The 12,497-nt window shown below is 69.1% G+C and carries 13 protein-coding genes and 1 tRNA gene; 6 read left to right on the top strand and 8 right to left on the bottom strand.

Annotated elements, in window-relative coordinates:
• Positions 1-88: 88 nt before the first annotated feature.
• A complete protein-coding gene (locus DQP58_RS08400) occupies positions 89-1,414 on the bottom strand; it encodes a PucR family transcriptional regulator (RefSeq protein WP_112707973.1) in 1,326 nt (441 codons plus the stop codon).
• A gap of 153 nt (positions 1,415-1,567) precedes the next feature.
• Positions 1,568-4,357, bottom strand: a complete 2,790-nt coding sequence (gene aceE, locus DQP58_RS08395; RefSeq protein WP_112707972.1) for a pyruvate dehydrogenase (acetyl-transferring), homodimeric type — start codon at positions 4,355-4,357, stop codon at positions 1,568-1,570.
• A gap of 185 nt (positions 4,358-4,542) precedes the next feature.
• Between aceE and DQP58_RS08390 the strand changes: the two genes are divergently transcribed.
• The 4 genes from DQP58_RS08390 (at position 4,543) to DQP58_RS08375 (ending at position 6,224) form a co-directional block, all read left to right on the top strand.
• Positions 4,543-5,130 carry a hypothetical protein gene (locus DQP58_RS08390; protein ID WP_066862732.1) on the top strand — a complete coding sequence of 196 codons (588 nt, stop codon included), beginning with the start codon at positions 4,543-4,545 and terminating at the stop codon, positions 5,128-5,130.
• An 84-nt stretch (positions 5,131-5,214) separates the two neighbouring features.
• Entirely contained in the window at positions 5,215-5,637 is a 423-nt protein-coding gene (locus DQP58_RS08385; RefSeq protein WP_066862735.1) for a DUF3052 domain-containing protein, read from the top strand.
• Complete coding sequence (locus DQP58_RS08380) at positions 5,637-6,098, top strand: peroxiredoxin (protein ID WP_112707971.1); 462 nt, start codon at positions 5,637-5,639, stop codon at positions 6,096-6,098. The genes DQP58_RS08385 and DQP58_RS08380 overlap by 1 nt, the downstream gene beginning before the upstream one ends.
• A 54-nt stretch (positions 6,099-6,152) precedes the next feature.
• A tRNA-Val gene (locus tag DQP58_RS08375) sits at positions 6,153-6,224 on the top strand.
• Between the two features lie 27 nt (positions 6,225-6,251).
• Here the strand turns inward: DQP58_RS08375 and DQP58_RS08370 are convergent.
• Both DQP58_RS08370 and DQP58_RS08365 read right to left on the bottom strand, forming a co-directional pair.
• The gene (locus DQP58_RS08370) at positions 6,252-7,049 is read right to left on the bottom strand and encodes a DJ-1/PfpI family protein (RefSeq protein ID WP_112707970.1); all 798 of its coding nucleotides are present in this window, start codon (positions 7,047-7,049) and stop codon (positions 6,252-6,254) included.
• A 56-nt stretch (positions 7,050-7,105) separates the two neighbouring features.
• Positions 7,106-7,750, bottom strand: coding sequence for an adenosylcobinamide amidohydrolase (locus DQP58_RS08365; protein WP_112707997.1), 645 nt, complete (start codon positions 7,748-7,750; stop codon positions 7,106-7,108).
• Between the two features lie 114 nt (positions 7,751-7,864).
• Here DQP58_RS08365 and DQP58_RS08360 point away from each other — a divergent pair, with 114 nt between their 5' ends.
• Positions 7,865-8,983, top strand: a complete 1,119-nt coding sequence (locus DQP58_RS08360) for an epoxide hydrolase family protein (protein WP_112707969.1) — start codon at positions 7,865-7,867, stop codon at positions 8,981-8,983.
• A gap of 5 nt (positions 8,984-8,988) precedes the next feature.
• Here the strand turns inward: DQP58_RS08360 and DQP58_RS08355 are convergent, their stop codons facing one another.
• Positions 8,989-9,384: a VOC family protein gene (locus tag DQP58_RS08355; RefSeq protein ID WP_112707968.1), complete on the bottom strand. Its 396-nt coding sequence runs from the start codon at positions 9,382-9,384 to the stop codon at positions 8,989-8,991.
• 162 nt (positions 9,385-9,546) lie between these two features.
• On the opposite strand from DQP58_RS08355, the gene DQP58_RS08350 reads away from it, so the two are divergent.
• The gene (locus tag DQP58_RS08350; RefSeq protein ID WP_112707967.1) at positions 9,547-10,503 is read left to right on the top strand and encodes a cobalamin biosynthesis protein; all 957 of its coding nucleotides are present in this window, start codon (positions 9,547-9,549) and stop codon (positions 10,501-10,503) included.
• On the opposite strand, the gene DQP58_RS08345 is transcribed toward DQP58_RS08350, so the two are convergent.
• From DQP58_RS08345 to DQP58_RS08335, 3 genes are read right to left on the bottom strand one after another with little or no spacing between them, the layout of a single operon-like run.
• A complete protein-coding gene (locus tag DQP58_RS08345; RefSeq protein WP_112707966.1) occupies positions 10,485-11,315 on the bottom strand; it encodes an SURF1 family cytochrome oxidase biogenesis protein in 831 nt (276 codons plus the stop codon). The genes DQP58_RS08350 and DQP58_RS08345 overlap by 19 nt on opposite strands.
• The gene (locus DQP58_RS08340) at positions 11,315-11,812 is read right to left on the bottom strand and encodes a low molecular weight protein-tyrosine-phosphatase (protein WP_112707965.1); all 498 of its coding nucleotides are present in this window, start codon (positions 11,810-11,812) and stop codon (positions 11,315-11,317) included. The genes DQP58_RS08345 and DQP58_RS08340 overlap by 1 nt, the downstream gene beginning before the upstream one ends.
• The gene (locus tag DQP58_RS08335; RefSeq protein WP_205869374.1) at positions 11,805-12,485 is read right to left on the bottom strand and encodes an HAD-IA family hydrolase; all 681 of its coding nucleotides are present in this window, start codon (positions 12,483-12,485) and stop codon (positions 11,805-11,807) included. Before DQP58_RS08335 ends, DQP58_RS08340 begins: the two co-directional genes overlap by 8 nt.
• Positions 12,486-12,497 lie beyond the last annotated feature (12 nt).

Here is a 12,497-nt window from a genome sequence, read left to right as displayed (position 1 = left end):
ACCTCGTCTTAGGTTTTTGTGTACACCCTACAAAACGGCTCCGTAAGCTACGGGTTTGATATCGTGCCGCGACCTGTTGCCTGGGTCACTATCTCCCGAATTGCCCCGCCACGGCCGCTTTGACCGGCAGTGGAACCGCGGGCATAGCGTTGTTGGCGGCGCCAGGTGGGGCGGCGGGGTAGTTGAGCTGGCCGACCGTCGCCGCTACTCGCAGCACATATGCATCACGGGGCTGCATGGGATCGCGGCCGGTGAAGTCGGTGATCCGCCTGAGCCGGTAGCGCACGGTGTTTGGATGAACGAACAACTTTCTGGCACACGCCTCAATAGCGCCGCCACAATCTAAGTAAGCGTCAAGAGTTTCGATCAGCGTCGGACCCGCGTCGGCCAGTGGGCCCATCACGTCGGTGTGCAGCGCCACGATGGCCGACGCATCGCCCATCAGGGCGCGTTCGGGCAGCAGCTCGCGGGCCGGCACGGGACGCGGCGCGCCGCGCCAGCCACCGACGGCGTTCATGCCGGAGATCGCCTCGCTGGCGCTGTGATAGGCCGCCGTCAGCATCGGCGCGGTGGGCCCGACGACGACCGGGCCGTCGGCGAACGCCACCAGCAGATCGCCCAGGAATTTGTCGGTCGGCGACAATTGGCCGGACACGATCGCGACCAGCCAGGTGCCGTGCACGTCGGTGAGGGCCGCGCGCCCGTGCTGTGCGGCGATGTCGCGGACGCGCTGGCTGGCCCGTTCGCTGTCGTCGGGACCGGTGGATCCGTCACGCCCGGGGGCCGGGGTGCCGACCACGACCGTGGCCGGCGCGGTGGTGTCCCAGTTCAGCGCCGCGGCGCGGGACAGCAGCTCCGGACCCGTGTCGCCGCGGACCACCGCGTCGACGACGCTGGCCTCCATCCGGCTGTCCCACGTCCCGCGCGCCTCGGCCGCGTTCGCGTAGGCGGTGGCGGCGGTGAACGCCAGGTCGCGGCTGTACTTCAGGATGCCGACGGTCAGCGCCGTCAGCTGCTCCTCGGAGCGGGCCAGCAGCGGGACGACCTCCTCGAAGAAGTCCATGGTCACGCGCGCCATGTCGACGCTGTGGCGCAACGCGATGCGGCGGGCGAGGTCCTGGGGCACCAGTTCGAAGGCCTGCGCGGTGTGGCTGACGTTGCTGTGCGGGTCTTGCATCCACTCGGCGAAGTTGTTGATCGCCGTCTGCACCACCAGCGCCATGCTGGCCCGCTGCGACGCTTCCAGGTCGGCGAAGAACGGCAACCGATCGCCCATGACCGAGACCGCCTCGGTGGCCAGCCGGCCGGAGTACTGCTTCAGCCGCCGCAGTACCGACTCCGGCACCGTGTCGAGCAGCTCCAGCGGCGATCGGGGCTGCTTGGCGAACGGACCGGCGAAGGGGTTGTCATTCACCCCTAAAACCTACGCGACTTTTCTGGAAGTTTCCGCCAAAGGCGGGGCGTGGCGTTGGGCATCTGGCTTGTGTGCCCGGCTGGCCGGGCGTTCAGTGCGCCGCGCCCGGCCAGCCGGGCCGTCGGCGCTCCTAGCTGCGAGTTACAGGCAGAGTCAGGCCACCCCGGGGTCGGAGGTCTGTTCCGGGGCAGCCTGCACATCGTCGATTTTGTACTGGCGGGCGGCCGCGGCCGGCACCGACGGGTCGATCTCGCCGTCGCGCGCCAGCGCCTCGAGCACCGCGACCACCTGCGACTCGGCGTCGGTGTTGAAGTACCGCCGCGCCGCCGGCCGGGTGTCGGAGAAGCCGAACCCGTCGGTGCCCAGGGTGACGAAGGTGCCCGGCACCCAGGGCCGGATCTGCTCGGGGACGGCGCGCATCCAGTCCGAGACGGCGACCACCGGGCCGCTGATGTTCGACAGCGCCTGGGTGACGTACGGGACACCGGCCGGCCGCTCCGGGTGCCGCAGCCTCGCCCTGTCGACGGCCACGCCGTCGCGGTTCAGCTCGCCCCAACTGGTCACCGACCACACGTCGGCGGCAACGTCCCACTCCGCGGCCAGCATCTCGGCCGCCTTCAGCGCCGAGGGCATCGCCACCCCCGAGGCCAGGATCTGCGCCTTGTTGGCCCGCTGTTCGGTGGCGACGTGGTAGCGGTAGAGGCCCCGCAAGACGCCCTCGGGATCGAAGTTCTCCGGCTCGGGCGGCTGCACGTACGGCTCGTTGTAGATGGTGATGTAGAAGAACACGTCCTCCGGGTTGTCCCCGAACATCCGCGCCAGCCCGCTTTCCACGATGTAGGCGATTTCGTAGGCGAAGGCCGGGTCGTAGGCGACCACCGCGGGGTTGGTGCTGGCCAGCAGCAGCGAGTGACCGTCGGCGTGTTGCAGCCCTTCGCCGGTCAGCGTGGTGCGCCCCGCGGTGGCTCCGAGCAAGAACCCGCGCGCCATTTGGTCTGCGGCGGCCCACAATCCGTCGCCGGTGCGCTGGAAGCCGAACATCGAATAGAAGATGTAGATCGGGATCATCGGCTCGTTGTGGGTGGCATACGACGTGCCCGCCGCGATGAACGATCCCACGGACCCGGCTTCGTTGATGCCCTCGTGCAGGATGTGCCCCGCTTCGCTTTCCTTATAGGCCAGCATCAGCTCGGCGTCCACGGCGGTGTACAGCTGGCCGTTGCGGTTGTAGATCTTCAACGACGGGAACCACGAGTCCATGCCGAAGGTGCGCGCCTCGTCGGGAATGATCGGCACGATCCGCGGTCCAACTTCTTTGTCCCGCAACACTTCTTTGAAGGTCCGCACCGTCGCCATGGTGGTGGCGACCTCCTGGGTTCCCGACCCCTTCTTCAGCGCGGCGTAGGTCTCGCGCCCGGGCAGCCGCAACGCCTTGGCCTTCGTCCGCCGCTCGGGCAAGAACCCGCCGAGGGTGCGCCGGCGGTCGACCATGTAGCGGATCTCCTCGGCGTCCGAGCCGGGGTGGTAGTAGGGCGGCAGGTAGGGGTCCTCTTCGAGCTGCGCGTCGCTGATCGGAATCCGGATCGCGTCGCGGAAGTCCTTAAGATCTTGCAGCGCAAGCTTTTTCATCTGATGCGTCGCGTTGCGGCCCTGGAAATGCGCACCCAGCGAGTAGCCCTTGATGGTCTTGGCCAGGATCACCGTGGGCTGACCCTTGTGGTCGACGGCGGCGCGATAGGCGGCGTAGACCTTGCGATAGTCGTGGCCGCCGCGCTTGAGGTTCCAGATTTCGGAATCGCTCATGTTCTCCACGAGGGCCTTGGTGCGCGGATCGCGGCCGAAGAAGTGGTCGCGCACGTAGGCGCCGTCGTTGGCCTTGTACGTCTGGTAGTCCCCGTCCGGGGTGGTGTTCATCAGGTTCACCAACGCGCCGTCGCGGTCGGCGTGCAGCAGGGCGTCCCATTCGCGGCCCCAGACCACCTTGATGACGTTCCAGCCGGCGCCGCGGAAGAACGACTCCAGCTCCTGGATGATCTTGCCGTTGCCGCGCACCGGGCCGTCGAGGCGCTGCAGGTTGCAGTTGACGACGAACGTCAGGTTGTCCAGGCCCTCCAGCGCCGCGACGTGCGCCAGGCCGCGGCTTTCGGGCTCGTCCATCTCGCCGTCACCCAAAAAGCACCACACGTGCTGGTCGGAGGTGTCCTTGATGCCGCGGTCGTGCAGGTAGTGGTTGAACCGCGCCTGGTAGATGGCGTTGAGCGGGCCCAGACCCATCGACACCGTGGGGAATTCCCAGAAGTCGGGCATCAGCCGCGGGTGCGGGTAGGAGGGCAGCCCGCCGGCGGCGTGGCTGTGCTCCTGCCGGAAGCCGTCCATCCGGTCGGCGGTGAGCCGGCCCTCCAGGAAGGCGCGCGCGTAAATGCCCGGCGACGCGTGGCCCTGAATGAACACCTGGTCGCCGCCGCCGGGGTGCGATTTGCCGCGGAAGAAGTGGTTGAAGCCGACCTCGTACAGCGCCGCGGACGAGGCGTAGGTCGAAATATGCCCGCCCACACCGACTCCCGGGCGCTGGGCGCGGTGCACCATGATCGCGGCGTTCCACCGGATCCACGCCCGGTAGCGCCGCTCGACGTCCTCGTCGCCGGGGAACCACGGCTCCAGCTCGGTCGGAATCGTGTTGACGTAGTCGGTGGAGGTCAGCGACGGGATGGCGACGCGCTGCTCGCCGGCCCGCTCCAGCAATCGCAGCATCAGGTAACGCGCCCGCGACGGGCCGGAGCGCTCCAGCAGTTCATCGAAGGACTCCAGCCACTCCGACGTCTCTTCGGGATCGATGTCGGGAAGGTAGGAGGCCACCCCCTCGCGGATCACCCGAACGCGGTCGGGTTCGGTTGCGCCGTTGGGGTTTGTGGCCAGATCGTGGCGCACGAACTCAGTTGTCAACGCACTACTCCTGTTGTTGGCGGAATGTGTGCCGTAACGGGTGGGTCGCACCCTGCCCACCATCGTGCCGCACCGGCGTTGCGCGCGGATAGCCGACGTCGGGTAGCCGGCTGGGCGTCAGCCGGCGAACACCAAGTCCGGCGGGTCTGGGGCAAGCACAGGGGTCACCCGGTAACGTCAGCCTTGTGCTCATCCGGTGGCGTGCCGTCCCTCAGACGCAGGTGGGGGACTTCCCCCGGCGCGGGGCTTTGGCCCTCGGTTGTCTCGCGGTGGCGCTGATGGGCATCGTGGGATGCACCTCCGTCACCAACGGCACGGCAACGCCCGACACCAAGGTGGCTCCGGCCTACCGGCAGTCGGTGTCGGCGTCGGTGTCCGCGTCGTCGGCGACGTCGAGCGTCCGCGAATCCCAGCGGCAGCAATCGCTGACCACCAAGGCGGTTCGCACCGCCTGCGCCACACTGATCACCACCAGCAAGAACGCGATCGACAAGACCAACGAATTCGTCAAGGCGTTCAACGCGGGCCGGGGCACCGGACCGACCGAGGGCCCGGCCATCGACGCCCTCAACGACAGCGCCACCACGGTGGGCAACAGCTTCAGCGACGCGATGTCGCAGCAGATCAAGGACGCGTTCAACGCCTACATCGACGCCGCCCGCGCCGTGGCCAACGCCATTGGGACGCACGCGGGGACGTCGGAATTCAACAAACGGGTCGACCAACTCAACGACACGAAAAAGAACGCAGTAAAACTGTGCCTGGCAACCTGATGATGCGGAAGTATGGACCGAGTTCTGGCTGTGCGACGATAATCGCGAATCGCACAGCGTTCGGACGTTGAAGGAGGCTCCACGGTGGTCGCGGCGGATCACGCCCCGAGCTACGCTCGCAAACTGGGCATCCAACCCGACCATGTTGTCCAGGAGTGGGGCTGGGACGAAGACACCGATGACGAGATCCGCGCCGCGGTCGAGGAAGCCTGCGGCAGTGACCTACTCGACGAGGACACCGACGAGGTAGTCGACGTCGTACTGCTGTGGTGGCGAGACGGTGACGGCGACCTGGTGGACACCCTGATGGACGCGATCACTGCGCTGGCCGAAGACGGCGTGATCTGGGTGCTGACCCCGAAGACCGGCAAGCCGGGCCACGTTCTGCCCGCCGAAATCGCCGAGGCCGCACCCACCGCCGGTTTGATGCCGACCTCGTCGGTGAACCTGGGCGACTGGAGCGCCAGCCGGTTGGTACAGCCCAAATCCCGGGCCGGGAAGCGTTGATGCTGTCCGTCGGCACCCCCGCCCCGGATTTCACATTGCGCGACCAGAACCAGCAGCGAGTCACGCTGAGCTCCTACCGGAACGCCAAGAACGTGCTGCTGGTGTTCTTCCCGCTGGCGTTCACCGGGATCTGCCAGGGCGAGCTGGATCAGTTGCGTGACCATCTGCCCGATTTCGAGAACGACGACAGCGCCACGCTGGCCATCTCGGTGGGACCGCCGCCCACGCACCGGGTCTGGGCGCTGGACAGCGGCTTCACCTTTCCGGTGCTGTCGGACTTCTGGCCGCACGGTGCGGTCAGCCAGAGCTATGGCGTGTTCAACGAGGACGCCGGCTACTCCAACCGCGGGACTTTCGTGGTCGACCGGTCCGGGATCATCCGCTTCGCCGAGATGAAGCAGCCGGGCGAGTCGCGCGACCAGCGGCTCTGGACCGACGCCCTGGCGGCGTTGCGGTCCTGAGAGGGCCTGATTTTGGGGAGTTGGCCGTCGGGCGGGTAGCCTGCCCGCAGCAACGGGCGCGTAGCTCAGTGGTAGAGCTCTGGTTTTACACACCAGCGGTCGGCGGTTCGATACCGTCCGCGCCCACGCGATTTGGCCGGCGGCACATACGCGTCAGGCGCGTGCGGCGCGGACCTTGTTGACGAAGGCGGCTCCGAACGCCTTGGCCGAGTAGGGGTCCTGGCCGGTGATCAGCTCGCGATCCTCGACGACCTTGCTGCCCATCGGCAGGACCGTCTGTTCGACGTGGGCGCCGCGAGACCTCAACAGTTCGGTCGGGTCATCCTTCAGGCGCCCCTTGAAGCGGCGCGCTAACGGGACCGTCGACAACATCGTGTCGACGCCGGTCTTGAAGCAGGTCATCCGGTAATCCGCATAGGTCCAGCGACCGTCGATGGTGGGCGCCGCGGCGAGCGCGGCAGGAGCGTGACAGATCAGGCCGGTGGGGCGCCGGGCGTCGTGGAAGTGCCGGACCAGCGCGCCGAAGTCGTCGTTGAGCGAGTCGTCGGCAAAGGCGTCGCGGTGCAGCAGGTCGACCAAGGGCGCATGGCCGCCCGGCACGAACATGGCGTCAAAGCCGTCCAGGCGCTGGGCGTCGTGGCTGATCTCTTCGAGTTTGGCCGGGGCGGCCAGGCCGAGTTCGAGCAGCTCGCGATAGCTGCTCAGGGCGGCGTCACGCCTTTTCCGGGAGCCGGCGAAGTACATCAGGCTGCACGAGGTGCCATCGATGGCCGGCGCCCGCGCGCCCGGGGTGGCGAACGCAAGCTCGAAGCCGGCCCGACGCATCGCGTCGGTCGGTTCGATCAGCTCACCGAGGTAGGTGCCGGTCAGCTCGCTGCGGCCGTTCCGTAGCGGAATCCGGTCGGCCGCGGACACCACCACCAGTACTCGGGGCGCCGTCGTCGTTGCCATGGGGCAGCGATACCCCCAGCGCGGGCGCGACAATCGCCGGCGGGCAGTTACGACCGCTAAGCCCAGTCGGGCCGGGGCGCGTGCCCCGACAGCCAGGACCGGCTGCCCGCGTGCACGGCGGCGTGCACCGCTCGGGCGATCCGGGCGCCGAACGTCGACCGTGGCCCACCGAACGGCTCCGCCGCCCCGTCGCTGGAGCAGTGCACGACGACCGCGTCCGAGGCGGTGCCGGTGGCGCGTATCCCGGCCTCGTGCAACGCCTGCACCTTCGCCTCCGTGGCGGTGGCGACGGCGTTGACCAGCGCCGCCTCGGAGAGCCGCACCGGCACCGCGACGACGATGTTGATCGTGCCCACCCGGTACGGCGCCTCGCGGCGGAAGTGGTGATCGGGCGCCGCGGCCCAGGCGGGGCTGGAGAGCCCGACGGTCGCCGTCGCATGCACGCCGCCGTCCGCGGCGAGGTGGTGGCGGGTCACGTCGACCGCGGTGAGCAACCCGCACCCGGCGCCGTCCAGCCCGAGCGCGGCGCCGATCTCGGTCAGGTGGTGTTCCGGGTCGGTCCGGTCGTAATCCAATGGGACCGTTGCGTTGACGAGCCAATCCCGAGCGCCGATACCGCCGCCGAGCGGGCCCGACGAGATGCACATTCGCGGCTCGGCGAATCGCCAGACGAGGACCGGGATCGACCGCCTCTGCTCCACCCGTGCGGCCAGCCTGGGTTCCATGGCTACATCCTCGCGTGCCAAGGCGCGCCCGGTTCGCCGGGGGAAGGCCCCGCGCGTCGCCGGTGTCACCGTCAGCGGCACTATGAACGCGTGAAACCGTTCCGCATCGACGTTTCCGACGAGGTCCTCGACGACTTGCGAGCGCGGCTGGCCCGCACGCGCTGGCCCGAGGCCGAATGCGTGGACGACTGGAGCCAGGGCGTGCCGCTGGCCTACACCCGCGACCTGGCCGACTACTGGGCCAACGACTACGACTGGCGCTCGCGGGAGGCCGCGCTCAACCGCTTCGATCAGTTCACCACCGAAATCGACGGGCTGGACATCCATTTCGTCCACCAGCGCTCGCCGCACGCCGACGCCTTCCCGCTGGTGATCACGCACGGCTGGCCGGGCTCGATCGTGGAGTTTCACAAGGTGATCGAGCCGTTGACCAACCCCGCGTCCGGCCGTGCCAAGGACGCCTTCCACGTCGTGTGTCCGTCGCTGCCCGGCTACGGCTTCTCCGGAAAACCCACCGACACCGGCTGGGGCGTGGAAAGGATCGCCGAGGCCTGGGAAACGCTGATGCTGCGCCTGGGCTACGACCGCTACGGCGCCCAGGGTGGTGACTGGGGTGCCGCGGTCACGACCCAAATCGGCCGCAATGTCGGCCACTGCGTGGCGATCCACCTCAACATGCCGGTCGGCCGGCCCACCAAGGAGGCGCTGACCAACCCGACCGAGGAGGAGCAGCGAGCGCTGGCCGGGTTGGCCAATCACCGAAAGTGGGGCACCGGCTATTCCAAGCAGCAGTCCACCCGGCCGCAAACCCTGGGCTACGGCCTGGCCGATTCGCCCGTGGGGCAGCTGGCCTGGATCGTCGAAAAGTTCTGGGACTGGGCAGATTGCCACGGGCACCCCGAGAATGCGCTCAGCCGTGACGAGCTGCTCGACAACGTGATGGTCTATTGGGTGACCAATACCGCCGCGTCCTCGGCCCGCCTGTACTGGGAGAGCTTCGCGGTGTGGGGCGGCGGCGATCGAGTCGAATTGCCCACGGGCGTAGCGGCATTCCCCGGGGAGCTACTCAAGGCGCCACGCAGCTGGTGCGAGCCGGTCTACAACATCACCCATTGGACGGACATGCCACGCGGCGGGCATTTCGCGGCATTCGAACAACCGGAGCTGTTCGTCGAGGACCTGCGCGCGTTCTTCGCAACGGTGCGCTGAGCCGGTCAGCCGGGCGGGGCGAAGAACTCCAGCGCGATGCCGTCGGGGTCGCGAAAACTCAACCCCGAGCCATAGGGCGCATCCACGATGCCGCCGTGCTCGATGCCCAGCTTGCCCAGCCGGGTGACCCAGTTTTCCAGCTCGGCGCGGCTGGCGCAGCCGAAGCCGACGTGGTCGAGCCCGACGCGGTGTTCGCTGAACTGCTCGTCGGGCGCCGGTCGGTCGTGCTGGTGAATGCCGAATATGGTGCCGCCGTCGAGCATCCACACCTGGTGGTGAAAGCCGGCGTCAGTGTGCTCGTCGAGGATCGGGTCGGCGCCGAGCAGGCTGCGATACCACGGGCCGCTGATCGCGATGTCGCGCACCGTGACCGCGACGTGGTTGAGCGCTGGAAAGGTCATGGCTGGCTACGCTAGTCCGCTTTGCGGGGTGCGCCGACCATCGGGCCGCTGGCCGAGTGGCCGGCGCGGCACCGGTGACCAGCGATGCTTCGTCGCCCCCACATCCGGTCGGGCACTTGTCGCCGCAACGGCCTCATGGATTCAGTGTGAGACGCTGCCGGGGTGGTTGTGACGCGGACCCGGATCGCGGGCGTGATGATCGGCTACCTGGCCGACCGTGCGCTGGGCGACCCGCGACGGGGCCATCCGGTCGCGCTGTTCGGCCAAGCCGCCGCCGCGCTGGAACGCGTGACCTACCGCGACAGCCGGCTTGCCGGCGCGGTCCATGTCGGCGTGCTGATTTCGGCGGTCGGCCTGCTCGGGCTGGCGGTGCAACGCGGCGCCGGGCGTCGGGGCCGGGGGTGGTCGATCGCGGCGACCGCCGCGGCCACCTGGGTGGCGGTGGGGGGAACCTCGCTGGTGCGCACCGGCCTAGAGATGTCGGAGCTGCTGGAACGCGGCGACGTCGAGGCCGCCCGCGGGCTGCTGCCGTCGCTGTGTGGGCGTGATCCGGCGTCGTTGGACGCCGCGGGCCTGACGCGCGCGTCGCTGGAATCGATCGCCGAGAACACCTCCGACGCCCAGGTGGCGCCGCTGCTGTGCGCGGCGGCCGGCGGGGTGCCCGCGGTGCTGGTGTATCGCGGCGTCAACACCCTGGATTCGATGATCGGGTATCGCTCGCCGCGCTATCTCCGATTCGGTTGGGCTGCAGCGAGATTGGATGACGTCAGCAACTACGTCGGCGCGCGGGCGACCGCGTCGCTGACGGTGCTGTTGGCGCCCCTGGTGGGCGGATCACCGTCCGGTGCGGCGCGGGCCTGGCGCCGGGACGCCGGCCGTCATCCCAGCCCCAACGCTGGCGTCGTCGAGGCGGCCTTCGCCGGGGCGCTGGGCGTGCGCCTGGGCGGTCCCACCCAATACCGCCATGAGCTGCAGATACGGCCCACACTCGGCGACGGCCGGGAACCGACGGTGACCGACCTGCGGCGCGCGGTGATGCTGTCGTCGCTGGTGCAGGCGGGCGCCGCGGCGCTCGCCGAGCTGGCGCTTTCGCTGGCGGGCTACCGCCGCCGGCCGTAGCGGTCGGCCAGTTTGGCCTCCACCGTTTGCGGCGCGGGCGCCGTCTCGGCGGCGGGGGCGGCCCGCTGTTGCTTCTCCTGGCGGCGGGCCCGGAGCTCAGAGTAGGCGAAATAGCCCAACCCGATCGGGGCCAGGATGCCGAACGCGATCCATTGGATGCCGTAGGACAGGAACGGGCCGGCGTCCAGTGCGGGCACGCCGACCGCGCCGAGCCCGCCGGGCTGCCCGTCGATTAACTGCAGGTAGGACCCGGCCAGCGGGACCCTGGTGAGCACCGCGACCTGTTCGGTGTCGATTGAATACACCTGCTGCACACCGTCTCCCACGAACGGGTCCTTGTTCACGGCGGCGGGCTCGGAGTTGCGCAGCCGCGCTGTGATGGTCACCGTCTGCGTCGGGGGCGGGGGGATGGGCGGGACGTGCGACCCCTCCAGCGGCCGCACGTAGCCGCGGTTGACCAGCACCGTGGGCCCGCCGTCGACGACGAACGGCGCCAGCACCTCGAACGCCGGCTTCGAGTCGATCACCCGCAGGCGGGCCAGCACCTGCACGTCGGCCAGGTAGTGCCCGGTGGCGGTGACCTGGCGCCACTGCGCGCCCGGGGCTGCCGAATTCTGCTGTGGCAGCAGGGTTTTCAATGGGACAGGCGCGGTGTTCAGCGAGGATTCGATCTGATGGTTCTCCTGCGAGGTCCTGCTGTGCTTACCCAACTGCCAGGGCGCGAGCACCGTGAAGCACAGGTACGCGAAGGCGACCACCACCACCGCCAGCGCTATCCAGCCCGGACGCAGCAGAAAGGCGAACCGACGCATCACGGCGATCCGTTCTGCGCGAGCCGTTCATCGACCCAGTCATGCAGGCCGGGCAGCGCGGCCTCGATGACGGCGTAGACGCGTTCGAAGTCTTGTGCGTCGCCGTAGTAGGGATCGTCGACGTCGGGGGTGTGGGCGCCGGAGCGCGGATCGAAGGACCGCAGCATCCGGACGCGGTCGTCGTCGGCGCCGAGGTGCCGCAGCATTCGGGCGTGGTTGCGGTCCAGGGCGACCACCAGATCGGCACCCAGGTGCTCGGCGTCGACCTGCGCGGCGCGGTGCTCGCAGCTGTAGCCATGGGCGCGCAGCACGTCGGCGGCGCGCTCGTCGGCGCACTCGCCGACGTGCCAATTCCCGGTGCCGGCGCTGCTCACCCGCACCGCGTCGGCCAGGCCGCGGCGGCGCAGCTGATCGGCGAACATCTTCTCGGCCATCACCGAACGGCAGATGTTGCCGGTGCACACGAACGTCACGTGCAGCCGTTCACGCTCAGACACCCAGCGCCCTCCGTAGTTCGTCGATGGTCGAGGCGTGCAGCACGCCGGCCGCGGGCGACGCGTCCGCGAAGTCGGCCTTGCCGTAACCCCAGCCGACCACCACGGTGTCGATGCCGTGCGCGGCCGCGCCGTGCACGTCGTGGCTGCGGTCACCGACCATCAGCACCCGTTCGGGCAGCGGCTCGAGCTGCGACAGGGCGTGCGCCAGCACCTCGACCTTGGCCTTGCGTGCCCCGTCGGGACTCGCGCCGGCGATCACCTCGAAGTGCTGGTCGAGCCCGAAGTGGGCGAGGATGCGCCGCGCCGTCGTTTCCAGCTTCGAGGTGGCCACGGCCAGCCGGACACCGGCGGCGCGCAAGTCCGCCAGCAGCGCCTCGATCCCGTCGAAGAGCGCGTTCATCGCCCAGCCGCGGGAGCCGTACTCGGCGCGAAAGGCCGCGATCGCCTCCTCGGTGTCATCGCCCAGCTGCATGGCCCGAAAGGTGTCGTCCATCGGCGGGCCGACGATCTGGGCAACCAGGTCGCCGGGCGGCACGGGCGCGCCGATGTGGTCCAGCGCATGCAGGAAGCTGGCGACGATCCCCTCCGCGGAATCGGTCAGGGTGCCGTCGAGATCGAAGATCACCAGCTGCGCCCCTGGCGCCTGGGGATCGGCGGACGTTGTGCCTGTCACCTCACCATTGTC

Source organism: Mycobacterium colombiense, from assembly GCF_003284975.1.
GTDB lineage: Bacteria > Actinomycetota > Actinomycetes > Mycobacteriales > Mycobacteriaceae > Mycobacterium > Mycobacterium europaeum_A.
Note: the sequence above shows the minus strand (reverse complement) of the source record. Positions and strands in the feature narration are given on the sequence as shown.

What these genes read in the sequence shown, in the direction of transcription:
- DQP58_RS08380 (WP_112707971.1), top strand. Translation starts at nt 5,637, where the DNA reads ATGCTGTCCGTCGGCACCCCCGCCCCGGATTTCACATTGCGCGACCAG.
- DQP58_RS08370 (WP_112707970.1), bottom strand. Translation starts at nt 7,049, where the DNA reads ATGGCAACGACGACGGCGCCCCGAGTACTGGTGGTGGTGTCCGCGGCC.
- DQP58_RS08355 (WP_112707968.1), bottom strand. Translation starts at nt 9,384, where the DNA reads ATGACCTTTCCAGCGCTCAACCACGTCGCGGTCACGGTGCGCGACATC.
- DQP58_RS08345 (WP_112707966.1), bottom strand. Translation starts at nt 11,315, where the DNA reads ATGCGTCGGTTCGCCTTTCTGCTGCGTCCGGGCTGGATAGCGCTGGCG.